We start from the raw sequence: 23,408 nt of genomic DNA, 5'->3' as shown, positions 1-23,408 counted from the left end.
CTCGACTGACCCGCGAGCGAACCCGCGACTGACGCCGTCAGCCGCCCGAACGAACGGTGCGCCGCCATTCCCGATTCCGGGGGTGGCGGCGCGCCGGTTTGGCGCACTTCACAAGATTTGCCCCATTCACTCCCTATCCTGGCCGCACTATGGTCCGGCAACTCGGCGAACTTGAGAACGCCATCATGACCCGGGTGTGGCGGTGGAACCGACCGGTGACGGTTCGCGAGGTTCTCCTGGATCTGCGGTCGGAACGCGAAATCGCGTACACCACCGTGATGACCGTCCTGGACAAGCTCCACAGAAAGGGCTGGCTGCGCCGTGAGCGGGTCGGCCGGGCCTATCGATATGAACCGGTCTCGTCCCGCGAGGCGTACACCGCGGCGCTGATGAACGACGCGTGGGCCACCAGTGACAATCCGGCGGCGGCCCTGGTGCACTTCTTCGGCCTGATGTCCCCCGGGCAGCGCGAGGCACTCCGGGACGCCTTGCGGGTCTCCGCTCTGTTCCCGCCCGATCCGCCGCCCGCCGATTCCGCGGAGCCGGGGCCGGATACCGGGGAGACCGCGCCGGGCGCGACGCGATAACGTCCCCGCCATGGAGGTCACCATCCGCCGTGCGCGGACCACGGACGTGCGGGCCGTGCGCGGGCTCATCGACGCCTACGCACGCGACGGCATTCTGCTCGACAAGCCCACAGTCACACTGTTCGAATCCGTCCAGGAGTTCTGGGTCGCGGAACGCGACGACACCGGCACGGTGGTGGCCTGCGGCGCCCTGCACGTGATGTGGGAGGACCTCGCCGAGGTCCGCACGCTCGCGGTCGACCCGTCCTGCCGGGGCTTCGGGGTCGGGCATCTGCTGCTGGACAAGCTGCTGCAGACGGCGCGCTGGCTCGGCGTCCGTCGGATTTTCTGCTTGACGTTCGAGGTGCCGTTCTTCGCGAAACACGGTTTCGTCGAGATCGGTGAGCTTCAGGAAACCGATGATGGTACGACAGACCCGGCGGCGATCGCTACGGATGTCTATGAGGAACTTCTCCGCTCGTACGATGAAGGTGTCGCGGAGTTCCTTGACCTGGAGCGGGTGAAGCCCAACACACTGGGCAACTCGCGCATGCTGCTGCACCTCTGAACCGCTCCCGCGCCGGTCAAGGGTTTGTGTTTTCCGGAGAAAGGCGCTTTCCTTTCCTTAGGCAATGGGTCGTTTAGCGGAAAGGGAAGCCCGTGGCACAGAGGGTGCAGGTCATTCTTGAAGACGATCTCGACGGCGGTTCGGCGGACGAGACGGTGACGTTCGCGCTCGACGGCGTTGCCTACGAGATCGACCTGAAGAGCGCCAACGCGGACAAGCTTCGCGGTCTGCTGGCGCCGTACGTGGAGAAGGGCCGCAAGCAGAGCGGCCGGCTCGCAGGCGCCCGGCGCCCGGGCCGCGGCACCGCGCCGCGCCCCTCGGGCAGCGCGCCGGACACCGCGAAGATCCGCGCGTGGGCCAAGGAGCAGGGCATGGAGGTCAACGACCGCGGCCGGGTGCCGAGCAACGTGCGCCAGGCCTACGAGGACGCCAACGCGTCCTGACCCCGGCGCCACCGGAACGCCGGAGCGGGCGCGGGGCCCCGGCGGCCGCACAGGGCGCCGACGACACACGCGCGGGGCGCGGAGGACTCTCCTCCGCGCCCCGCGGCGCGCACCCGCAGGGGCGCGGGGCCGCCGGGACCGGGGGGCGTCCGGGCGGCGGAACAATCACGACCCGTGCAACGCTGTAGAGGCGGAGCGGTAACGCCGACACCACCGGGTGGCGTACCGGCCGCACCGGCCGCACCGGCCGCACTGAACGGCCGTTCCCGCGGCGCGACTTCTCGCCAGGCGAACACCGCCACCGCGGAAACTGCGCGAGAACCGCCCCGATACCGGGTATGAATGCAGGTGGACGGGTTCGTCGACCTGTCCAGGGGCAGTATGCGTGACCGGCCGGAGACGGCCCGGCTCCGTCCCGGCGGTTCTTGTTCGCCGATGGCGTAGCGGTATCCGGTGCATCCGGGCCACCTGTGGGAACACCGTTTCCCAGCATCAGGTTGGGATTGGTGTCGGTTGGTCGCGCAGCATCTCGCTCCCGTACCGGGGAGTGAATCCGTGGGCCGCGCCGCTGAGCGGGACTAGCATGCGGAAGGACAGGGCGGGGACCGACCCCGAACTGCCCGACCGCTCTGAGGAGCGATAAACGATGTTCGAGAGGTTCACCGACCGCGCGCGGCGGGTTGTCGTCCTGGCTCAGGAAGAAGCCCGGATGCTCAACCACAACTACATCGGCACCGAGCACATCCTCCTGGGTCTGATCCACGAGGGCGAGGGCGTCGCCGCAAAGGCCCTGGAGAGCCTCGGGATTTCTCTTGAGGCCGTACGCCAGCAGGTCGAGGAGATCATCGGCCAGGGCCAGCAGGCCCCGTCCGGTCACATTCCCTTCACCCCCCGGGCGAAGAAGGTCCTGGAGCTGTCGCTCCGGGAGGCGCTGCAGCTCGGCCACAACTACATCGGCACCGAGCACATCCTGCTCGGCCTGATCCGCGAGGGCGAGGGCGTCGCCGCCCAGGTCCTGGTCAAGCTGGGTGCCGACCTCAACCGGGTGCGCCAGCAGGTCATCCAGCTGCTCTCCGGCTACCAGACCGGCGGCGGCAAGGAGTCGGCCACGGCCGGCGGTCCCGCCGAGGGCACCCCGTCGACCTCGCTGGTCCTGGACCAGTTCGGCCGCAACCTCACCCAGGCCGCCCGCGAGGCCAAGCTCGACCCGGTCATCGGGCGCGAGAAGGAGATCGAGCGGGTCATGCAGGTGCTGTCCCGCCGCACCAAGAACAACCCGGTCCTGATCGGCGAGCCCGGTGTGGGCAAGACCGCCGTGGTCGAGGGCCTGGCGCAGGCGATCGTCAAGGGCGAGGTCCCGGAGACGCTCAAGGACAAGCAGCTCTACACGCTGGACCTGGGCGCCCTGGTGGCCGGCTCGCGCTACCGCGGTGACTTCGAGGAGCGCCTGAAGAAGGTGCTCAAGGAGATCCGCACCCGCGGCGACATCATCCTGTTCATCGACGAGCTGCACACCCTGGTCGGCGCGGGCGCCGCCGAGGGCGCCATCGACGCCGCCAGCATCCTCAAGCCCATGCTGGCCCGCGGCGAGCTGCAGACCATCGGTGCCACCACCCTGGACGAGTACCGCAAGCACCTGGAGAAGGACGCCGCGCTGGAGCGCCGCTTCCAGCCGATCCAGGTCGCCGAGCCGTCGCTGCCGCACACCATCGAGATCCTCAAGGGTCTGCGCGACCGCTACGAGGCCCACCACCGGGTCTCCATCACGGACGCCGCGCTGGTCGCCGCCGCCACCCTGGCCGACCGGTACATCTCGGACCGCTTCCTGCCGGACAAGGCGATCGACCTGATCGACGAGGCCGGCTCGCGAATGCGGATCCGTCGGATGACCGCGCCGCCGGACCTGCGCGAGTTCGACGAGAAGATCGCCGACGTGCGCCGCGAGAAGGAGAGCGCGATCGACGCGCAGGACTTCGAGAAGGCCGCGTCCCTGCGCGACGACGAGAAGCAGCTCCTGCAGGCCAAGGCCAAGCGCGAGAAGGAGTGGAAGGCCGGCGACATGGACGTCGTCGCGGAGGTCAACGAGGAGCTCATCGCCGAGGTCCTGGCCACCGCCACCGGCATCCCGGTCTTCAAGCTGACCGAGGAGGAGACCTCGCGTCTGCTGCGCATGGAGGACGAGCTGCACAAGCGCGTCATCGGCCAGAAGGACGCCATCAAGGCGCTCTCCCAGGCTATCCGGCGCACCCGTGCGGGCCTCAAGGACCCGAAGCGCCCCGGCGGCTCGTTCATCTTCGCCGGCCCGTCCGGTGTCGGTAAGACCGAGCTGTCCAAGACGCTCGCCGAGTTCCTCTTCGGGGACGAGGACGCGCTGATCGCGCTCGACATGTCCGAGTTCTCCGAGAAGCACACCGTCTCGCGGCTCTTCGGTTCGCCCCCCGGCTACGTGGGCTACGAGGAGGGCGGCCAGCTGACCGAGAAGGTCCGCCGCAAGCCGTTCTCGGTCGTCCTCTTCGACGAGGTCGAGAAGGCCCACCCGGACATCTTCAACTCGCTGCTGCAGATCCTGGAGGACGGTCGCCTGACCGACTCCCAGGGCCGCGTGGTCGACTTCAAGAACACCGTCATCATCATGACGACCAACCTCGGCACCCGGGACATCTCCAAGGGCTTCAACCTGGGCTTCGCGGCCACGGGTGACACCCAGAGCGGGTACGAGCGGATGAAGGCGAAGGTCGGCGACGAGCTCAAGCAGCACTTCCGCCCCGAGTTCCTGAACCGCGTCGACGACATCGTGGTGTTCCACCAGCTGTCCGAGGACGACATCATCCAGATCGTCGACCTGATGATCGACAAGGTGGACGAGCGGCTCAAGGACCGGGACATGGGCCTGGAGCTCAGCGTCGAGGCCAAGAAGCTGCTGGCCAAGCGCGGCTACGACCCGATCCTGGGTGCCCGTCCGCTGCGCCGCACGATCCAGCGCGAGATCGAGGACCACCTCTCCGAGAAGATCCTCTTCGGCGAGCTGCGGGCCGGCCACATCGTCGTCGTCGACGTCGAGGGTGAGGGCAAGGAGGCCAAGTTCACCTTCCGCGGTGAGGAGAAGTCGGCCGTCGCGGACACCCCGGCCGCGGTTGCCTCGTCAGGTCCGGACCTGACGAAGTAACAACATTTAACAGACAACTTCACAGCCACCGAGCCCCCGGCGTCCGCGCCGGGGGCTCGGTGCGTTCCGGTCGCCCCGATCCGGGGTTCCCGCAGGCGGGGGCGGGTGCCGTCGGAGGCTGGCTGGTATGGGTACGTCCCATTTCTCGGTAAGCTTTAACGGACATCCTGTTGACATATGGTCAGCTGATGGGGAGTTGCGGAGGATAGCGCCGTGGCCATGTCATGGTCAAGGTCTATCTTTTCTGTCCACGCTTGTATCAAATGACGTCCACCTGTCTTTCATTTTGGTTTGCCGGGCTTTGGCCAAGAGCTGGCCCCGGTCGGGGAGGACGTCACAACGTTGAAGAACATCAGGAGAACCGCTGGGGCTGCCACGGCCGCGGCGGTCATAGTCACGCTCGGCGCGGGCCTGTTCCCGGCCACCGCCGTCGCGGCAGGCTCGGCTCCCGCGCCCCGGGACCCGGCCGACGCCGTCCAGTCCGCCAACATCGAGCACAACCTGCCGGGCCCGCTGACCGAGAAGGTCGAGGCCGAGCAGAAGGCCGCCACCGAGCAGCTGATCGCCGGCACCGCCCAGGTCGAGAACCACAACGGCAGCACCAGCATCAAGCTGGGCAAGGACAAGTACGTGGAGCTCGGCCGCGAGCGCACGGACAAGATCTTCACCATCCTGGTCGACTTCGGCGACCAGGTGGACAACACCACCAAGACCGCCGACGGCAAGGTCATGTACGGCGGTGAGCCCGGCCCGAAGCACAACGAGATCGAGAAGCCGGACCGCGCCAACGACAACTCGACCGCCTGGCAGGCCGACTACAACCAGCAGCACTTCCAGGACCTGTACTTCGCCAAGGACAAGCCCTCGCTGAAGACCTTCTACGAGAAGCAGTCCTCGGGCCGCTACTCGGTCGACGGCGTGGTCTCGGACTGGGTGCGGGTGCCGTGGAACGAGGCCCGGTACGGCTCGGACTACTGCGGCTCCAACGTCTGCGACAGCGCCCAGGACCTGATCCGCGACGCCGTGGACATCTGGTACAAGGACCAGCTGGCCAAGGGGCAGACCAAGGAGCAGGTCAAGGCCACCCTGGCGTCGTACGACCAGTGGGACCGCTACGGTTCGCACAACGACGGGAACTTCAACCAGCCCGACGGGTACATCGACCACTTCCAGATCGTGCACGCCGGTGAGGACAAGTCGGCCGGCGGCGGCAAGCAGGGCAGCAAGGCCCTGTGGGCGCACCGCTCGTACGCCTACGGCAACCTGAACGGCCAGGCGGGCCCGGCCGACAACAAGCTCGGCGGCGTCCAGGTCGGCGACTCCGGCCTCTGGATCGGCGACTACACGATGCAGCCGGAGAACGGCGGCCTCGGCGTCTTCGCCCACGAGTACGGCCACGACCTCGGTCTGCCGGACCTCTACGACACCGCCGGCACGGGCGTCGACAACTCGGTCGGCTTCTGGTCGCTGATGTCCTCCGGTTCCTGGCTCGGCGAGGGCAAGGGCGCCATCGGCGACATGCCGAACGACCTCGACGCCTGGAGCAAGCTCAAGCTCGGCTGGCTGAAGTTCGACAAGGCCAAGGCCGGCACCGAATCGACCCACCACATCGGCCCGGTCGAGTACAACAGCAGCCTCCCGCAGGCGCTGGTCGTCGAGCTGCCGAAGAAGACCATCCCCACCGACATCAACAAGCCCGCCTCGGGCAAGAGCGAGTGGTGGAGCGGCAGTGCCGACAACCTGAACGTCACGCTCACCCGGGACGTCGACCTGACCGGCAAGACCAAGGCCAGCCTGAACGCCAAGGCCTGGTACGAGCTGGAGGCGAACTTCGACTACGCCTTCGCCGAGGTCTCCACCGACGGCGGCAGCAACTGGACCGCCCTGGACGGTACCTGGAACGGCCAGCCGCTCCCGAAGGATGCCAGCGGCCGCGCGGCCCTGTCCGGCCTCACCGCCGCCTGGGGCGACCTGTCCTTCCCGCTGGACGCCTACGCCGGCAAGGCCGTCAAGGTCCGCTTCCACAACACCACCGACTCGGGCCTGCACTACCGCGGCTTCGCCGTCGACGACATCTCGGTGACCGCCGACGGTTCGACGATCTTCAGCGACGACGTCGAGAACGGTGACAACGGCTGGGTGGCCAAGGGCTTCACCCGCTTCGCCGGCAGCTACACCAAGGACTACGGGCAGTACTACATCGCGGAGAACCGCCAGTACGTCTCCTTCGACCAGACCCTGAAGACCGGCCCGTACAACTTCGGCTGGGGCAACAGCCGGCCGAAGTGGGTCGAGTACTACCCGTACCAGCCCGGTCTGCTGATCTGGTTCTGGGACGAGTCGCAGCCCAACAACAACGTCAGCGCCCACAAGGGCCACGGTCTGATCCTGCCGATCGACTCGCACCCGACCCCGCTGAAGTGGAGCGACGGCACCCTGATGCGTCCGCGCATGCAGGGCTACGACTCGACCTTCGGCTCGCGCAAGGTCAGCGCGCTGTCGCTGCACAAGAACGGCGTCGAGACGGTCATCCCGAAGGCCAAGGGCGTCGACGAGTTCTCGGACCTGAAGGAGTACTGGTCCAGCGACAACCCGTACAGCAGCGTGATCGTCCCGAAGACGGGTACCAGCATCGAGGTCGAGAACGAGTCCTCGAACTACCTGGAGACCTGGATCCGGGTCCGCCCGGTCGACAACTGATCGGTCGAGCACTGACGATCAACCTGTGACCAGGCGGTTCCAACCCGCCACGGCCGGCCCGTCCCCGCATCGCGCGGGGGCGGGCCGGCCGCTTCGTCAGGCCTTGGCGCCGCGGGCGGGCAACCGGTCCAGGAAGGCGGCGGCCGCCTCGACGACGTCGGCCGCCGTCCAGTCCAGCGCGGACGCGGTCACCGTGACCTCGGTCATCGCCAGGCCCGGCAGATCGCGCTCTCGCCAGCCGCCGAACAGGCCGACCCCGGTCTCCTCGGCCAGCCCGAGCCCGGCCTCGTCCAACTCCTCGGCGGCGTACGGCAACCAGACCTGGAACTGGTGGGTGTGCGGCGGGGCCGGGTGCACCCGGGCGCCGGGCACCGCCGCGAAGGCCGCCTCCAGCGCCTCGGCGACCGTCCTGGCGTGCGCCACGTACCGCTCCAGCAGCGGGAGTTGGCCGTCCAGACCGGCCAGCGCGGCGAGTGCCGCCGGCCACTGCTGGTAGAGCTGGCCGCCGTACCGGTGCCGCCAGGCCTTGGCGGTGCGGACGAAGCCCCCCGAGCCGGCCAGCGCGGCGCCGCTGATGCCGCCGAGCGTCTTGTAGAAGGAGACGTAGACCGAGTCGGCCAGCGCGGTGATCTCCGGCAGCGAGTGGCCGAGGCGGAACACCGACTCCCAGATCCGCGCGCCGTCCAGGTGCAGGGCGGCGCCGCACTCCTCCCGGACCACCCCGGACAGGGCCGCCAGCTCCGCCCAGTCGGGCAGCACGAACCCGGCCTCGCGCAGCGGCAGCTCCAGGCTGAGCGCGGCGTACGGCTCGTCGAAGGAACGCAGCTCCGCGGCGGTGGGCTGGCGCGGGGCCGTGGTCGGCCAGACGCTGCGCAGGCCGGTCAGCACGCCGAGCGCGTGCCGCTCGTGCTGGTCGGTGTGGGCCTGCGGGTGGGTGGCGACGGTGCGCAGCCCGGCCGCCTCGGCGTGGATCCGCAGGGCGACCTGCTGGGCCATCGTGCCGGTGGGGAAGAAGGCCGCGTCCTCGGCGCCGAGCAGTTCGGCGACCCGGCGTTCCAGGGTGCGGACCACGCCGTCGCCGTAGTGGTCCGGGCGCTGGTCCAGATCGTGGTCGCCGCCCTCCCCCGCGAGGGCGGCGAGGCGTTCGCGCATGCTCTGCGGCCGGTCGCCGGACAGGATCCGCTCGCAGCCGCGCAGGGCGGCGAAGCGGCGGTCCGGTAGGTTCGGGCGGTCATTGCCGTCGAGGTCTTCACTCCTGTTGTCATACATGCGTCGATGGTCCCGCAGCGGGCCCGCCAGGTCAGCGGGGCGGACGGCGGAAAGCCGGGCGGCCGGGCCAAACCCCGGCGGGCCGTGGCACTGGTCACACCGGCCCGGCGAGGTACGACCGGCGGTAGTAGCCGGGCCACCGGGGCGGGCGGCCCCCCGAGCCGGTGGCGGACGATCGGATTTCGTGATCGTTACTCCGTCAGCTTGAATCTCCGGCGCGACACTGACTACACGCCGTAGTAGGTCACGCCGTTTGGGCGTCCGCTCGGTGACGGTTACACCTGAGTGGTCCCCCGCTCAGCACGCGCCCGAACGGGCCCTTCGTGCTGCCCTCGTACGACCGTGAGGTACGGCTACCGATGTCCCCTGTCCCGCCCGCGAGGTCGGCCCTGCACCGACTCGCCGCCCGTACGGCGGCCCGGGCGGCGGCCTGGCAGCCCCGGCTCGGCCATGCCGTCCGCACCCACGCCGCGCCGCTGCGCGTGCTCGCCACGCCCCGGCACCCGCTGCCCGGTGGCCTGCCGCAGGCCGAGCGCGACCGCGCGGTGGTCTCCGCCGGAGCGGCCGCGGCGCTGCTCGCCGGCGCCCTGCTGGTGGCCGCGCCGGGCCGCGCCTCGGCGCAGACCGTCCTGCCCACCACCCCCGGCAGTTCGGCCTTCACCGCGCCGCAGGCCGCCGTGCCCAGCCCGGGGATGGTCCAGGTGGCGGGGCCGAGCCCGTACCGGCTCCCGAACGACGGCGACTCGGCGCAGGAGTTCGTGGCGGTGGCCGCCAACCTGCTGCCGGTCGAGCTGCCGACCGCCGCCCCGCCGCCCGGGGCCCCCGCGCCGGAGCCCGAAGCGCAGCCGGCCCCCGCACCCGCACCGGCGCCCGAGTGGTCGGCCCCGGTGCCGGACGCGCCGACCAGCAATCCGTACGGGGTGCCCAACTCCGAGTACGCGGCCGGGTACCACACCGGGGTGGACTTCGCGGTCGACCCGGGCACGCCGCTGCTGGCGGTCGGGAACGCGACCGTGGTGTCGGCCGGCTGGGACGGCTCGTACGGCAAGGAGGTGGTGCTGCGACTGGCGGACGGGCACTACGCGCAGTACGCGCACCTGTCCTCGCTCGGCGTCTCGAAGGGCGACCAGGTGTCGGCGGGCGAGCAGATCGGGCGGTCCGGGAGCACCGGCAACTCGACCGGGCCCCACCTGCACTTCGAGATCCGCACCAGCAACCGCTACGGCGCGGTGGTCAACCCGATCGCGTACCTCGCGGGGCACGGCGTCACCGACTTCTGAGCCCGTCCGCTCAGGAGTGGGCGGGGGCCGGGTGGCTGATCCGGCCGCCGATCTCCAGCGCGACCTCCCGGGCCGCCCCGATCGCCTCCGCCAGGGTGGCCGCCTGCAACGGCTCGCCCCAGACGCTGTCACCGTGGCCGCAGCCCGAGGTGTCCTGCTTGAGCAGGAACATCGCCGAGTGGACGGTGAACAGCGCCATCGTGGCGCGCAGCCGCTCCCGGAAGTCCGCCTCCGGCCCGTGCACCAGCTGGATCATCGTGACCATGCGGTTCCGGAACGCCAGCCCGGCCGGGGAGTCGCGCAGCGCGGGCTGGTTCTCGTGGAAGAAGCGCAGCAGTGGGGCCCGCTCGGCCATCCCGTCCGCGAAGCGGCGGATCAGCTCGTCGCGCATGCCGGGGCTCCAGGACTGCTGCCGGCCCCACTCGATGGTCTCGTCGATCGGCGCGGCCATCCGCTCGACGATGCCCAGGACGATGTCGTCCTTGGTCTTGAAGTGGTAGTAGAGCGCGGCCTTGGTGACACCGAGGCGGTCGGCGATCTCCCGCAGCGAGGTCTGCTCGTAGCCCTGCTCGGAGAAGAGCTCCAGGGACACCTCGATGATGCGAGCCCGCGTGTCGCTGCGGGGGCTGTGCGGAGTGCCCATGGCCTGCCTCATGACTGCGTCGATGACTGCTGCGGACCCCGGTGGCGTCCGCCCCGGGCCTATTCTCCCTGCCCAGGCAGCCGGGCGGGAAACTGGCTTGACGACCGGCTAGGAAACAACTTACCGTGCCGACGGCCCGCAAACTAGCCGGGCGACAAGTAAGTGCATCATTGCGCGGCCTCCGCCCGTCCGAAACACCCCTCCGGGAGACACCACCTCATGTCAGAGTCCAAGACCACCGGCCCGGTACCGGAGGAGAAGACAGCCGAGGAGGAGCAGCCGCGGTCACCCCGCGAAATCCGCCTCGTCATGGTCGGCCTGGTCGTCACCATGCTGCTGGCCATGCTCGACAACCTGATCGTCGGCACCGCGATGCCGACCATCGTCGGCGACCTCGGCGGCGCCGAGCACCTGTCCTGGGTGGTCACCTCGTACACCCTGGCCACCGCCGCCTCCACCCCGATCTGGGGCAAGCTCGGCGACCTCTACGGCCGCAAGGGCACCTTCCTCACCTCGATCGTGATCTTCCTGGTGGGCTCGGCACTGTCCGGCCTGTCGCAGAACATGAACGAGCTGATCGGCTTCCGCGCCCTCCAGGGCCTGGGCGCCGGCGGCCTGATGGTCGGCGTCATGTCGATCATGGGCGCGCTGGTCCCGCCGCGCGACCGCGGCAAGTACCAGGGCATGTTCGCCGCGGTCATGGCGCTCGCCACCATCGGCGGCCCGCTGGTCGGCGGCTTCATCACCGACCACCTGAGCTGGCACTGGACCTTCTACATCAACCTGCCGCTCGGCGTGATCGCGCTCGCCGTGGTCGTCGTCACCCTGAAGCTGCCGAAGGTCCGCAACAAGGCCCGGATCGACTACCTGGGCGCCATCCTGCTCACCACCGGCATCACCTCGCTCGTCCTGATCACCACCTGGGGCGGCCAGCAGTACGACTGGGGCTCCAAGCAGATCCTGGGCCTCGCCGCGCTCGCCGCCGCGACGCTGATCGCCTTCTGCTACGTCGAGCAGCGGGTGCAGGAGCCGATGCTGCCGCTGAGCCTGTTCAAGAACCTGAACTTCACCCTGGTCTCGGTGATCGGCTTCATCGTCGGCTTCGTGATGTTCGGCGCGACCGTGTTCCTGCCGCTCTACCAGCAGGTCGTCCAGGGCGCCTCGGCCACCAACTCCGGTCTGCTGCTGATGCCGATGATGTTCGGCATGCTGGTCGTCTCGCTGGTGGTCGGCCAGGCCGTCACCAAGACCGGCAAGTACCGGATCTACCCGATCATCGGCACCATCGTGATGGCCGTCGGCATGGTGCTGCTCTCCACCATGGGCACCACGACCAGCAGCTTCACCTCCGCCTGCTGGATGGTCGTGCTCGGCGCCGGCATGGGCTTCCTGATGCAGATCACCATGCTGGTCGCGCAGAACAGCGTCGAGCTCAAGGACATGGGCGTGGCCAGCTCGACCGCCACCCTGTTCCGCACCATCGGCGGTTCCTTCGGTGTCGCGCTGTTCGGCGCCCTGTTCAACAACCGGGTCACCGACACCATGAAGGAGCGGCTCGGCGACCACGCGGCGGCGGGCGGCGGCGGCATGAAGGACCCGGGCCAGATGAGCCCGGCCGACCTGCGCAAGCTCCCCGAGAACATCCAGGACGCCTACCACCACGCGGTGTCCAACGGCATGCACACCGTGTTCCTGTGGGGCGCGGGCGTGGCCGTGGTCGCGATCGCCGCGGCGGTGTTCATGCGCGAGGTGCCGCTGCGCGGTGCCGGCGCGGGCAAGGCGGACAAGTCGGCCGAGGCCTCGCTGGAGGCGGCGGCCGTCTGACCCGGCGCTTCCGCTGACGTACGGCGCCCCCGGAAGACCGCTTCCGGGGGCGCCTTCGTCGTACCGTCGTTGATTGTCGGGGCAGTGCGGCTACCGGGGCGGTCCGGCTACTGGGGCAGCCGGTAGACGCCCTGTTCGACGGGCTCCACCAGGCCGTCCGCGACCAGGCCGTCCAGTGCCCGGGCCCGCTGCACCGCGTCCGGCCAGACCGCGTCCAGCCGGGCCTGCGGCACCGGGTCGTGCGCCTCCCGCAGCACCGCGAGCAGCTTGCCGCGCACCTGGCGGTCCGTCCCCTCGTAGGACTGGCCGCGCCGGGCCGGGCCCTCGTACGGCGGGCGGCCGGCCCGCTGCCAGGCGCAGTGGGCGAACAGCGGGCAGTCCCCGCACTCCGGGCCGCGCGCGGTGCAGACCAGCGCGCCCAGCTCCATCACGCCGACCGCCCAGGTGGCCGCGGTCTCGGCGTCGTCGGGCAGCAGCGCGGTCGCCGTCCGGCGCTCGGCGGCGGTGGTGGCCTGGGCCGGGTACTCGACGCCGGACACCGCGCGGGCGAACACCCGGCGGACGTTGGTGTCCAGCACCACGTGCCGCTGGCGGAAGGCGAAGGAGGCGACGGCGGCGGCCGTGTACTCCCCCACCCCGGGCAGTGACAGCAGGGTGGCGTGGTCGTCCGGCACCTCGCCGCCGTGGTCCGCGGTGATCGCCACCGCGGCGGCGTGCAGCCGCAGCGCACGGCGCGGGTAGCCGAGCCGGCCCCACATCCGGACCGCCTCGCCGGGCGCGTCGGCCGCGAGGTCGGCCGGGGTGGGCCAGCGGGTCAGCCACGCCTCCCAGGCGGGCAGCACCCGCTTCACCGGGGTCTGCTGGAGCATGAACTCGCTCACCATGATCGCCCAGGGCGTGGCCGCGGGCGTCCGCCAGGGGAGGTCGCGCTTTCCGGCCTCGTACCAGTCGAGGACGGTCGCGTGCAGCAGCGGCAGGGGCATCGGCGGCCGGACGGCGTCCGGCGCGGCGCCTGCCGGGGAGACGGGGGCGGGGGTGACGGTGATGGCAGCCATGGCCCTCCGATCCTCCCATGCCGATGGACTCGAACGAATCGGAGGAGCATGCTCCGGATCTTCCGGCGGATCGGCCCGCGAACCGGCCGGTGGATCTGCCGAAATCACCGTTTCGGGGCTCCCTCGAACGGCGCAAATGGCGGATCATGTGAAGGAAGGGGCGACTGTGCGGTGTTGGTGAGTCATGCAGCACACACAGTCTCGTAGAGTTTGGGCGTGCCCTCTCTGCGTCAACCCGTGGGACCGCTGCCGGCCTCGATCTACTGGCGTCGGCGCGTCGTCGTGCTCGCCGCCGTCGCGGCGGTCGTCGCCCTGATCGCCTGGCTGATGACCGATCAGGGCGGAGGCGGTGACGGCGGCTCACAAGGCAAGGCCGCGCAGGCCGTTCCGCCCCAGTCCCCGACCCCGACCCCCGCCCAGTCCATCACGCCCGGCGCGTCCCCGAGCGGCCCCGCGGCGCGCCCCGGCGGCGGCACCGGCGGAGGCCCGGTGGCCGGATCCGGCGGCGGCGAGGTCAGCCTCAGCACCGGCGGCACCGGCGGCGCCCCCAACCCGGCTCCCGCCACCGGCGGTGGCACGGGCAACGGCGCGGCGGCCGGCGGTTCGGGTGGCGCGGGTGGCTCCGGTGGTTCCGGCGGCGCCCCGGTGGTGAACACGCCCGAGGTGATGGCGCTTCCGGTCTGTGTCTCCTCCCAGGTCACCCTGGAACTGGCCAGCGCACAGAATTCGTACCAGCCCAAGGACAAGCCGCGGCTCTCGCTCACCGTGAAGAACGCCTCCGGCGCCAACTGCCGGGTGGACCTGGGCCGGACGGCCTCGGCGATCACCGTGACCGCCAGCAACGGCGACCGGGTCTGGTCCTCCGGCGACTGCCCGGCCGACCGCGGCAGCAGCTGGGTGCAGATCCCGGCCAACAACGGGCTGACCGAGACCTTCACCTGGGACCGCAGCCGCAGCAAGCCGCAGTGCGCCACCGCCGACCCGACGCCCCCCGCGGCGGGCACCTACCTGGTGGTCGCCGACCTCACCGGCCTCTCCGGCGGCCAGGTCTCTGCGCGTTCCTCGATCCGCCTGGAGAGCTGAGCCCTCCTCAACCCGCTTCGAAGCCTCCGACCGCGCTGCGGTCGGGGGCTTCGGCGTCTTCCGGGCCCGCCCGGGATGCGCGACGGCCCCCGGGGGAGCGCTTGGGGGGCGTCGCGGTGGCGCGACGGATCAGACGTAGCGCTCCAGGATGGACGATTCGGCAAGGCGGGACAGGCCCTCGCGGACCGAGCGGGCCCGGGTCTCGCCGACGCCCTCGACCGTCTGCAGGTCGTCGATGCTGGCGGCGAGCAGCTTCTGCAGGCCCCCGAAGTGCTCGACCAGGCGCTCTATCACCGTGTTGGGCAGGCGCGGGATCTTCGCCAGCAGCCGGTAGCCGCGAGGCGAGACCGCGGAGTCCAGCGACTCCGGGGAGCCCGAGTAGCCGAGCGCCTTGGCGACCGTCTGAAGGTCCAGCAGCTCGGCGTGGGTGAGCGCCTCCAGGTCGGCCAGCACCTCGTTGACCGTCCGGCCCTTCTTGGCGGCCCGCTCCGGGAAGTAGTCCCGGGCGACCAGTTCGCGCTCCGGCTCCACGCCCGCGATCAGCTCGTCCAGCTGGAGCGAGAGCAGTCGGCCGTCGATGCCGAGCTCCAGCACGTAGCCGGCGATCTCGGTGGCGATCAGCCGGACCATCTCCAGCCGCTGGGCCACGGCGGTGACGTCCCGGACCGTCACCAGGTCCTCGATCTCCAGCGCGGACAGCGTGCCGGCCACCTCGTCCAGGCGCAGCTTGTAGCGCTCCAGGGTGGCCAGCGCCTGGTTGGCGCGGGACAGGACGGTGGTCGAGTCCTCCAGCACCCGGCGGGTGCCGTTGACGTACATCGCGATCAGCCGCATCGAGTGCGAGACCGCCACCACCGGGAAGCCGGTCTGCCGGTTGACCCGCTCGGCGGTGCGGTGGCGGGTGCCGGTCTCGTCGGTGGGGATGGTGGAGTCCGGCATCAGGTGCACGCCGGCCCGGACGATCTTGGTGATGTCCTTGTCCAGCACCACCGCGCCGTCGAGCTTGCACAGCTCGCGCAGCCGGGTCGCGGTGAACTCGACGTCCAGGACGAAACCGCCGGTGCAGATCGACTCGACGGTCTTGTCGAAACCGAGCACGATCAGGCCGCCGGTGTTGGCCCGGAGCACCCGCTCCAGGCCGTCGCGCAGCCCCGTGCCGGGCGCGATGGCACTGAGGGAGGCCCGCAGCAGGGCCTCCTCACGGGAGGCCTTGTCCGCCCCCCGGTCGCTGGCTGCCACGTGACTCCTCCGGTCGACCCCGTGCCGCGCGCCTCGCGCCGTGCGCCGGTCCGCGGTCTGTTGCTCTGTCGCTCAGTACCGCTCGGTACTGCCCTCTGGCCAATGAGACTGGGGAAAGTCTAACTGCGTGCGGCATCGACAGGGCTTGGGTCAGCGCAGTTCGTCGGAGTCGAGCGGCTCCCAGCCCTCCATCAGCTCCTCCGGGTGCGCGATGACCCGGGCCGCGCGCGGGGCCGGCGGCGCCGACGGTGCCTCAGCACGCGGCTTGGCGGCGGCCCGGCGGCGACCCGGGATGGCCCGCAGCGCCTCGCCGATGTCGGCCACCTCGACCACCTTCATGCCCGACGGCACCTTGCCCGGATCCGGCGGCACCAGGGCGTGGGTGAAGCCCAACCGGTGCGCCTCGGCGAGCCGCCGCTGCACCCCCGTCACCCGCCGTACCTCGCCCGCCAGGCCGACCTCGCCGATCGCCACCAGGTTGCTGGGCAGCGGGGTGTCCGAGGAGGAGCTGGCCACCGCGAGCGCGACCGCGAGATCGGCGGACGGCTCGCTCAGCTTCACCCCGCCCACCGTCGCGGTGTAGATGTCCTGCTTGCCGAGCTTCACCCCGCCGTGCCGCTCGACCACGGCCAGGATCATCGCGATCCGGGGCGACTCCAGGCCCGAGGTGGTGCGCCGCGGGGACGGGATCTGCGAATCCACCATCAGCGCCTGCACCTCCGCCACCAGCGGCCGCTTGCCCTCCAGGGTGACGGTGAGGCAGGTGCCGGGGACGGGCTTGTCACGCCTGGTCAGGAAGAGGCCGGACGGATCGGCCAGGCCGACGATGCCCTCGTCGTGCAGCTCGAAGCAGCCGACCTCGTCGGTGGCGCCGTAGCGGTTCTTGACCCCGCGGATGAGCCGCAGCCGGGCGTGCCGGTCCCCCTCGAAGCTGAGCACCACGTCCACCAGGTGCTCCAGCAGGCGCGGGCCGGCGATCTGGCCGTCCTTGGTGACGTGGCCGACCAGCAGCGTCGCCATCCCGCGCTCCTTGGAGGCCCGGATCAGCGCGGCCGCCACCTCACGGACCTGGGCCGGGCCGCCGGGGGCGCCGTCCAGCTCGGCGGAGGCGATGGTCTGCACCGAGTCCAGGATCAGCAGGCCGGGGTTGACCGCCTCGACGTGCCCGAGCACGGCGCCGAGGTCGGACTCGGCGGCGAGGTAGAGGTGCTCGGAGAGGGCGTTGATCCGGTCGGCGCGCAGCCGGACCTGACCGGCCGACTCCTCGCCGGTGACGTAGAGCGTGCGGTGCCGCTCGCTGGCCGCCTTGGCCGCGACGTCCAGCAGCAGGGTGGACTTGCCGACGCCGGGCTCGCCGGCCAGCAGGACCACCGCGCCGGGGACCAGCCCGCCCCCGAGCACCCGGTCCAGCTCCGGCACACCCGTCGAACGGGCCGTCGCGACCTGGCCGTCCACCTGGGCGATCGGGCGCGCGGGCGCGCTGACCGGGCCCGCGGCGGTCGTCCGGATCGGCACCGCGCCGTACTCCTCGACGGTGCCCCAGGCGTTGCACTCCGGGCAGCGGCCGACCCACTTGGGCAGCTGGTTGCCGCACTCGGTGCAGCGGTACGCCGGGCGCGGCTTGGCGGTGGTCTTGGAACGGGCAGCCATGTGGCCCACCGTAGTGCCTGGGTCCGACAAGACCGGACGGGCCGGGCGCCGGCGGCGTCCACACAGATGGACGATGCTGTTACCCGAAAGAAGTACATGCGCGGCGAACGGCCGGGGTGCGCCGCCCGCCGTCTCTACCGTCGGACGGGTGACAACGCGTACTGAAGGGCCGCCGGCCGCCGTGCTCGCGGCGTACGACCGGCAGGTGGACGGCCTGTTCACCTACTGTCTCTCGGTGCTGTGCGAGCACGACGCGGCCGCCAGCGCCCTGCGCGAGGTCCGCGAGCTGGCGCGGCAGCACGGCGCCCGGCTGGCCGAGCCCGGGCTGGTCCGGGCCTGGCTGTTCTCGCTGGCCCGGCACTGCTGCCTGCGGCGGCTCTCGGACGGCGCCGGGCGGGAGACCACGGCGGAGCCGACCGAGGCCGAGACGGCCCGGCGGCGGCGCGAGCTGGCCTCGCTCGCCTGGCCGGAGGCGGCCGGCACCGATCCGGAGCAGCGCGAGGCGCTGGAACTGTCCGTCCGGCACCGGCTGACCCCGCACGAGGTGGCGGCGGTGCTGGGCCTGCCGTTCGAGCGGACCCGGGCGCTGCTCGGCGCCGCCGGGGCGGAGGTCGCCCGGACCAGGGCGGCCCTGCTGGTGCTCGGTGTGCGCAGCTGCCCGGAACTGGACCGGCTCGGCGGGGCCGGGGCGGAGTCCTGGCGGGACCGGGTGCTGGGCCCGGCGCTGCGTCGGGAGCTGGTGCAGCACGTGGTGGACTGCCCGACCTGCCGGGGGACGGCGGAGCGGGTGGCCGGCGAGGCGGCGGAGGGCTCGGCGGGGAGGTCCGGGCTGCCGCTGCTGGCGGCGCCCGCCCCGGCCGCGGTGCCCTCCGTGGCGTCCTCCGCGGCGTCCTCGGACGCGGGGGCGGTGACGTACCTGCCGTCGGCGGTCGGGGCGGTGCGGCGGGCGGGGGCGGTGCCGGCGGCCGAGCCGGGGCTGCGGTTCGACCAGAGCGGCTTCCCCCGGCACCGGGCTCCAGACGCGGGCCGGGCCCTGGCGGTGCGGCGGCGGGTGGTGACCACCGGGGTGCTCGCGGCCGTCCTGGCGGCGCCGGTGGTCGCGCTGTGGGCGGGGCACCGGGGCGACGGGCCGGGGGCGGCGGCCGCGGTGTCCACGGTGCGGGTGGAGGAGGCGGGACAGCCGGACGGCCGGCGGCCGGCGGCGGGTGCCCCGGCGGGCACGGGGCTGTCGGGGGCGCCGGGGATGCCGGGGATGCCGGGGATGGAGCTGGCGGGTGCGGGGGCGGTGAGTGCCGAGGAGGCCGGTGCAGAAACGTTGCTTCCCGGCTTTCCGCGGCTGACCATCCTGGGGCCGGTGGTGCCGGTGCCGGCCCGGGGCGCGACCCCGATCAGCAGTCCGACCCTGGTCGCCGCCCCGGTCCCCACGGTCGGGCGGGCCTCCGCGCCCGGGGCCGGCCCGGGCGTCGCCAACCCGGCTCCGGCCGGGCTGCTCACCGTCGAAGCCGCCGAGTACGGCAGCCGGACCGTCCTCACCCTCACCAACTCCGGTACCACTGAGATCCGTTGGCACGCCACGACGGACACCGGCTGGCTGCGGCTCAGCCGCGACTGCGGCACCCTCGCGCCGGGCCAGCGGATCACCGTGATCGTCACCGTGGACGAGGACCTCGCACCCACGACGCACTGGACGGCGCGGATCGCGCTGCCGCCCTCGCAGGCGGTGGTCACCCTGGAGGGCGGCCCGCACAACCGGGGCGGGTCGGCCTCCTCCCCCGCCGACCCGGGCGCGTCGGGCGCGTCGCCGACGGCCACGGCGTCGGGCCCGGCGACGGCCACGGCGGGTCCGACGCCGGGTGGTACGCCGCACCCGTCGGGCACGGGCACGGCGACGCCGTCGGGGTCGCCCTCGTCCTCGTCCTCGTCCGCCGGGCCGTCGTCGTCGGCATCACCGTCGCCGTCGCCGTCCTCGTCGGCGTCCGCGCACCCGTCCTCGCCGCCGTCCTCGGGCACCTCCACGGCCGTCCCGACGGGCACCGCGTCCCCGGCGGCGCACTGAGCGGGTGGCGCTGGTGGGCGCCGGGCGGCGGTCAGCTCCGGTCGATCGGCGGCACCCGGTAACTGCCGTCCAGCACGGCCGGCTTCGGGTGGTAGAGCCGGATGATCGGCCGGAACTCGCCGACCGGCGTGGGCAGCCAGTTGGCTGCCGCCACCGCGTCCTCGGGCTGCTCGTGCTGGAGCGTCAGCGTGAGCGAGCCGTCCTCGCCGTACACCAGGCCCGGGGTCCGGTCGCCGATCGAGTAGCGCCCGATCGGGTTGTCCACCAGGTAGTAGTCCGGCAGTGCGTACATCGTGACGGACCAGAACGCCTCGACGGGCGGCGGCTGGTCGAACCGCAGCGTGTAGCTGTGCGCGCCGGTGAGCGGGCGGCCGTCGGAGTCGTCGTAGGTCGTCGCGTACGAGGCCTCGTACGCGTGGTTGCCCCAGAGGCCGGCCCGGGCGGCACCGGCCCGGCTGAGGTACCCGGCGCGGCGGTCGGGGATGCGCCACTCGGGGTCGTCCAGGGTGCCGGGGCCCAGGTGGTCGATGTTGTAGTCGAACAGGTGGAGCGCCGAGCGCCACTCGCCGGGCGGGTGCTCCTCGGGCGGGCGGGTGGCGTCCTCGACCCGTTCGCGGCCGGCGGCCAGGCCCTTGGCCAGCGTGAGGGTCCAGTCGGCGGTGGTCGCGCGGTACGGCGAGATGCCCTCGTCGAGCAGGCCGAGCGGGGCGAAGCGCTGCTGGTACTCGACGTCCGGGCCGGCCGGCGGGAAGGCCTGCATCCAGACCCGCAGCCGTTCGAAGAAGGCCAGCCGCTCGGGCACCTCGGGGTCGGGCTCGGGCAGTCCGGCGACCAGCCCGCCGGGCTCCAGTGGCTCCAGGGTGAGGCGCTTCTGGAGGGCCTTGACCCGGGGGAGGTCGTCCGGGCCGTTGCAGGCGAAGCGGCCGACGATGGTGGCCACCGTGGACGGCGCCTCGATCACCCGGGTCGGGTCGGGCGGGGTGCCATGCCAGCCGGGCGGGACGATCAGCCAGGTCTGCGCACCGGTGCCGGTGGCGCGGCTGCCGATGTAGGCGACGTTGTCCGTCCAGGCGCCGACGACCTGCAGCACGTAGTAGGCCCCGGCGGTGTCCGGGACCCGCAGCACCTGCGGGCCCTCGGAGAGGTCGAGCTGGGCGATCGAGTAGACGGTGTCGTTGTTGACCGAGACGAAGTGGTCCTTGGGCCCGGCCAGCCGGGTGGCGTGGCTGAAGTGGTTGAACGACGCCGCCGGCAGGGTGCCCAGGCCGCCCCGGGCGAAGCGCTCGACCATGGTGAGGCCGGCGACGAGCGGGTAGCCGTAGACGTAGGCGTCGGCGGCCAGGGCCTCCAGCTCGGGCTGGTTCATCGGGGTGTCCTTCGTCCGGTCGTCGCGGGCTCCGTGTGGTCCGCGCTGCCTGTGGTGCCCGCACTGCCTGTGGTGCCCCCGCGGTCCGGGCCGTTCGTGCCGTCCGCCGCCGAACCGCCGTGCCGGGACTCCTCGGTGGGCAGCGCGTAGAGACCCAGCCGCGCGCCCAGGGCCTGGCTGAGGAAGTCCGCGCCGATCTGCTCACGGGTGCCCCAGAACCCGGCCGGGGCGCCCGGTCCGGCGGCGGCCCGCTCCAGCCGCGCGCGGCCGTCGGCGATGCCGCGCTCGATCTCGGCGCGGACCTCGATCGGCAGCGTGGCGGGCTCGAACTCGCCGCGCCCGTCGATGCCGAGGTCGGTGAGGCGGCCGCGCAGGTCGATCTCGGCGGGCGGCAGCTCGACGGCCCCGCGGAGCGGGAAGAAGCCGAACAGGAAGTCGAGGAAGCCGAGGAACTCGACGGTGTCCAGCACCTCGGCTCGCCAGACCGGCCAGACCGGCTCCGGTGCGGGGTCGGGCGCCGGGGTTCCGGCGTACTCGTGCAGCGGGCGCAGCCGGTACTGCTGCTGGGCGGTCTTCAGGTCGGCGACGTCCGCCGGGGTGCGGTCGGCGAGGCGGGTGCGACCGAGGATGCCGACCAGCCGGGTGGCGGTGCGGATCACGCCCCGGACGCCGGGCGGGGCCTCGCCGCGCCAGTCCGGGCCTGCCACCAGGTGGTCGCCGGCCTCCCGGCCGGTGGTCCGGGTGCCGATGAACCCGGCGTACACGGTGTCGAGTTCGTGCAGCGGGAGGACGTAGGGGCGGTCCACGGCCGGGACGGACAGCACCCACGGTTCGGTGCGCAGGTCGAGCCAGGCCCGGGAGTACGCGGTGTCGCTCTCGGCGGTGGCCCCGCCGGGGGTGGGGATGCCGGGAGCGGCCGGGCTGGGCGGCGGCGGGCGGTGGCGGAAGACGCCGAAGCCGCCGACGTACCCCGGGTCCGCGTCGTCCAGCGCCTGTGCGTACAGGGTGCGGTAGTTCTGCAGGATCGGGTAGCCGCGGACCCAGGCCTCGGCGGTGGTCGCGCGGATGGTGGCCGGGTCCACGAGTGCCGGGTTGGCCATGCTCGTCGCTCTCCCCAGTGCACGGAAGGCCGGCGGCGCCGGAGCGCACCGGAATCCAGGACATACCAGTACATAGGGGATGCTATGCGGGGTGGGGCTGGTCAGCATGTCGAATGGTCCACCGTCCGGGAGCCGGGGTCGGGTCGACCGGTGCGCGGGGCGTCGGCCAGGACGCCGGACGTTGCCGCCGATACCCGGGCGTCCGCTCTGCTCAGCGCGAATCCGGGCATGCGACCGGGGCGGCCGGGAGAGGGTGACCGGTATGAAGATCCTTCTGCTCGGCGGTTCGTCCTTCCTCGGACGGGCCTACGCCTCCGAGGCGCTCGCCCGAGGCCACGAGGTGACCACCTTCAACCGCGGCCGCAGCGCCGACGACCTGGCCGGCGTCGAGGCCGTCCGGGGCGACCGCGACCGCGCCGACGACCTCGCCCGGCTGGTCGACGGCCGCACCTGGGACGCCGTCGTCGACACCTCCGCCCAACAACCCGCCCAGGCCGCGATCTCCGCCCGGCTGCTGCGCGAACGCGCCCACCACTACACCCTCGTCTCCTCCGTGCACGCCTTCACCGACTGGCCCGCCCGGACCATCGCCGAGGACTCGCCGCTGCACCCCTGCCCCGCCGACACCCCGCCCGACCAGCCGCTCGGCACCCACCTCAAGGCCGGCTGCGAGCGCGCGGTGCTGGAGGACTTCGGCGCCGAGCGGTCGCTGGTCCTCAACAGCGGGCTGCTCATCGGACCGTACGAGAACGGCGGCCGGCTGCCCTGGTGGCTGGAGCGGATGGCCCGCGGCGGGAAGGTGCTGGCCCCTGGCGACCCGGAGCGGACCATGCAGGTGATCGACGTCCGGGACTTCGCCGCCTTCGGGCTCGACCTGCTGACCGCCCGGACGGCGGGCCGCTACATCACCACGGCGCCGCCCGGACGGCTCACCTTCGGGGAGTGGCTGGAGACCTGCCGGGAGATCGCCGGCGCCGCGGACACCCGCCTGGCCTGGGTCGAGGACGCGCCGCTGCTCGCCGACGGGCCGGACAAGGTCGACCCGTGGACCGAACTCCCGCTCTGGGCACCGGACCTGCCCGAGATGGCGGGCGTCTGGCTCGCCGACACCACCCGGGCCGAGGCGGCCGGGCTGCACTGCCGCCCGTTCGCCGAGACCGCGCGGGACACCTGGGAGTGGCTGCGCACCCGCGGCCCGGCCGAGGACACCGACGCCGAGGGGCGGAAGGGGCGCACGGAGGCCCAGGTGCGGCAGGGCATCGAACCGGCCAAGGAGCAGCGGCTGTTGGCCGCGTTCGACTGAGGGCCGGTGGCGGGTGCTCGACGGGCACGGGTGGGGCCTGGCCGTAGGCGCGGGGCAGGCGCCTGCGGCCTGGCCGCAGGTGCGGGGGCGGACGCCT

Annotated in this window: 17 protein-coding genes; 10 read left to right on the top strand and 7 right to left on the bottom strand. The window is 72.2% G+C overall.

Going from position 1 to position 23,408, the window contains the following annotated elements; translation table 11 throughout:
- Positions 1-149 precede the first annotated feature (149 nt).
- From ACIOJE_RS01285 to ACIOJE_RS01265, 5 genes are all read left to right on the top strand, one after another.
- Entirely contained in the window at positions 150-587 is a 438-nt protein-coding gene (locus ACIOJE_RS01285) for a BlaI/MecI/CopY family transcriptional regulator (RefSeq protein WP_280675801.1), read from the top strand.
- Between the two features lie 10 nt (positions 588-597).
- Positions 598-1,134 carry an amino-acid N-acetyltransferase gene (locus tag ACIOJE_RS01280; protein WP_280675506.1) on the top strand — a complete coding sequence of 179 codons (537 nt, stop codon included), beginning with the start codon at positions 598-600 and terminating at the stop codon, positions 1,132-1,134.
- A gap of 92 nt (positions 1,135-1,226) precedes the next feature.
- Positions 1,227-1,577, top strand: a complete 351-nt coding sequence (locus tag ACIOJE_RS01275; protein ID WP_280675508.1) for an Lsr2 family protein — start codon at positions 1,227-1,229, stop codon at positions 1,575-1,577.
- A gap of 646 nt (positions 1,578-2,223) precedes the next feature.
- A complete protein-coding gene (locus ACIOJE_RS01270) occupies positions 2,224-4,743 on the top strand; it encodes an ATP-dependent Clp protease ATP-binding subunit (RefSeq protein WP_280675510.1) in 2,520 nt (839 codons plus the stop codon).
- 342 nt (positions 4,744-5,085) lie between these two features.
- Positions 5,086-7,443, top strand: coding sequence for an immune inhibitor A domain-containing protein (locus ACIOJE_RS01265; RefSeq protein WP_400772576.1), 2,358 nt, complete (start codon positions 5,086-5,088; stop codon positions 7,441-7,443).
- A 96-nt stretch (positions 7,444-7,539) separates the two neighbouring features.
- On the opposite strand, the gene ACIOJE_RS01260 is transcribed toward ACIOJE_RS01265, so the two are convergent.
- The gene (locus ACIOJE_RS01260) at positions 7,540-8,712 is read right to left on the bottom strand and encodes a threonine aldolase family protein (RefSeq protein ID WP_400772574.1); all 1,173 of its coding nucleotides are present in this window, start codon (positions 8,710-8,712) and stop codon (positions 7,540-7,542) included.
- A 359-nt stretch (positions 8,713-9,071) separates the two neighbouring features.
- Here ACIOJE_RS01260 and ACIOJE_RS01255 point away from each other — a divergent pair, with 359 nt between their 5' ends.
- Complete coding sequence (locus tag ACIOJE_RS01255) at positions 9,072-9,992, top strand: M23 family metallopeptidase (RefSeq protein ID WP_400772572.1); 921 nt, start codon at positions 9,072-9,074, stop codon at positions 9,990-9,992.
- A 10-nt stretch (positions 9,993-10,002) separates the two neighbouring features.
- On the opposite strand, the gene ACIOJE_RS01250 is transcribed toward ACIOJE_RS01255, so the two are convergent.
- Positions 10,003-10,647, bottom strand: a complete 645-nt coding sequence (locus ACIOJE_RS01250; protein WP_400772571.1) for a TetR/AcrR family transcriptional regulator — start codon at positions 10,645-10,647, stop codon at positions 10,003-10,005.
- Between the two features lie 207 nt (positions 10,648-10,854).
- Between ACIOJE_RS01250 and ACIOJE_RS01245 the strand changes: the two genes are divergently transcribed.
- Complete coding sequence (locus ACIOJE_RS01245; RefSeq protein WP_280675520.1) at positions 10,855-12,459, top strand: MDR family MFS transporter; 1,605 nt, start codon at positions 10,855-10,857, stop codon at positions 12,457-12,459.
- A 107-nt stretch (positions 12,460-12,566) separates the two neighbouring features.
- Here ACIOJE_RS01245 and ACIOJE_RS01240 read toward each other — a convergent pair whose 3' ends face one another.
- Positions 12,567-13,442, bottom strand: a complete 876-nt coding sequence (locus ACIOJE_RS01240; RefSeq protein WP_400772809.1) for an A/G-specific adenine glycosylase — start codon at positions 13,440-13,442, stop codon at positions 12,567-12,569.
- A gap of 288 nt (positions 13,443-13,730) precedes the next feature.
- Here ACIOJE_RS01240 and ACIOJE_RS01235 point away from each other — a divergent pair, with 288 nt between their 5' ends.
- A complete protein-coding gene (locus tag ACIOJE_RS01235) occupies positions 13,731-14,597 on the top strand; it encodes a hypothetical protein (protein WP_400772569.1) in 867 nt (288 codons plus the stop codon).
- 129 nt (positions 14,598-14,726) lie between these two features.
- On the opposite strand, the gene disA is transcribed toward ACIOJE_RS01235, so the two are convergent.
- Both disA and radA read right to left on the bottom strand, forming a co-directional pair.
- Entirely contained in the window at positions 14,727-15,785 is a 1,059-nt protein-coding gene (gene disA, locus ACIOJE_RS01230; RefSeq protein ID WP_063351299.1) for a DNA integrity scanning diadenylate cyclase DisA, read from the bottom strand.
- A gap of 201 nt (positions 15,786-15,986) precedes the next feature.
- Positions 15,987-17,486: a DNA repair protein RadA gene (gene radA / locus ACIOJE_RS01225; RefSeq protein ID WP_400772567.1), complete on the bottom strand. Its 1,500-nt coding sequence runs from the start codon at positions 17,484-17,486 to the stop codon at positions 15,987-15,989.
- Positions 17,487-17,634: 148 nt separating this feature from the next.
- On the opposite strand from radA, the gene ACIOJE_RS01220 reads away from it, so the two are divergent.
- On the top strand, positions 17,635-19,542 hold the full coding sequence (locus ACIOJE_RS01220; RefSeq protein WP_400772565.1) for a hypothetical protein: 1,908 nt from the start codon (positions 17,635-17,637) through the stop codon (positions 19,540-19,542).
- Positions 19,543-19,573: 31 nt separating this feature from the next.
- On the opposite strand, the gene ACIOJE_RS01215 is transcribed toward ACIOJE_RS01220, so the two are convergent.
- Together ACIOJE_RS01215 and ACIOJE_RS01210 are read right to left on the bottom strand one after the other, a co-directional pair.
- Complete coding sequence (locus ACIOJE_RS01215) at positions 19,574-20,908, bottom strand: DUF1254 domain-containing protein (protein ID WP_280675528.1); 1,335 nt, start codon at positions 20,906-20,908, stop codon at positions 19,574-19,576.
- Entirely contained in the window at positions 20,905-22,008 is a 1,104-nt protein-coding gene (locus tag ACIOJE_RS01210; RefSeq protein WP_400772563.1) for a DUF1254 domain-containing protein, read from the bottom strand. The genes ACIOJE_RS01215 and ACIOJE_RS01210 overlap by 4 nt, the downstream gene beginning before the upstream one ends.
- A 262-nt stretch (positions 22,009-22,270) precedes the next feature.
- Here ACIOJE_RS01210 and ACIOJE_RS01205 point away from each other — a divergent pair, with 262 nt between their 5' ends.
- Complete coding sequence (locus ACIOJE_RS01205; RefSeq protein WP_400772561.1) at positions 22,271-23,311, top strand: NAD-dependent epimerase/dehydratase family protein; 1,041 nt, start codon at positions 22,271-22,273, stop codon at positions 23,309-23,311.
- The last annotated feature ends 97 nt before the right edge of the window (positions 23,312-23,408 follow it).

The organism is Kitasatospora sp. NPDC087861 (assembly GCF_044742585.1).
Classification (GTDB): Bacteria; Actinomycetota; Actinomycetes; order Streptomycetales; family Streptomycetaceae; genus Kitasatospora.
Note: the sequence above shows the minus strand (reverse complement) of the source record. Positions and strands in the feature narration are given on the sequence as shown.

Bases quoted from the DNA above. Each gene is read 5' to 3' on its own strand.
- ACIOJE_RS01285 (WP_280675801.1), top strand. From the start codon at position 150: ATGGTCCGGCAACTCGGCGAACTTGAGAACGCCATCATGACCCGGGTG.
- ACIOJE_RS01280 (WP_280675506.1), top strand. From the start codon at position 598: ATGGAGGTCACCATCCGCCGTGCGCGGACCACGGACGTGCGGGCCGTG.
- ACIOJE_RS01270 (WP_280675510.1), top strand. From the start codon at position 2,224: ATGTTCGAGAGGTTCACCGACCGCGCGCGGCGGGTTGTCGTCCTGGCT.
- ACIOJE_RS01260 (WP_400772574.1), bottom strand. From the start codon at position 8,712: ATGTATGACAACAGGAGTGAAGACCTCGACGGCAATGACCGCCCGAAC.
- ACIOJE_RS01255 (WP_400772572.1), top strand. From the start codon at position 9,072: ATGTCCCCTGTCCCGCCCGCGAGGTCGGCCCTGCACCGACTCGCCGCC.
- ACIOJE_RS01250 (WP_400772571.1), bottom strand. From the start codon at position 10,647: ATGAGGCAGGCCATGGGCACTCCGCACAGCCCCCGCAGCGACACGCGG.
- ACIOJE_RS01245 (WP_280675520.1), top strand. From the start codon at position 10,855: ATGTCAGAGTCCAAGACCACCGGCCCGGTACCGGAGGAGAAGACAGCC.
- ACIOJE_RS01240 (WP_400772809.1), bottom strand. From the start codon at position 13,442: ATGCCCCTGCCGCTGCTGCACGCGACCGTCCTCGACTGGTACGAGGCC.
- radA (WP_400772567.1), bottom strand. From the start codon at position 17,486: ATGGCTGCCCGTTCCAAGACCACCGCCAAGCCGCGCCCGGCGTACCGC.
- ACIOJE_RS01215 (WP_280675528.1), bottom strand. From the start codon at position 20,908: ATGAACCAGCCCGAGCTGGAGGCCCTGGCCGCCGACGCCTACGTCTAC.
- ACIOJE_RS01210 (WP_400772563.1), bottom strand. From the start codon at position 22,008: ATGGCCAACCCGGCACTCGTGGACCCGGCCACCATCCGCGCGACCACC.
- ACIOJE_RS01205 (WP_400772561.1), top strand. From the start codon at position 22,271: ATGAAGATCCTTCTGCTCGGCGGTTCGTCCTTCCTCGGACGGGCCTAC.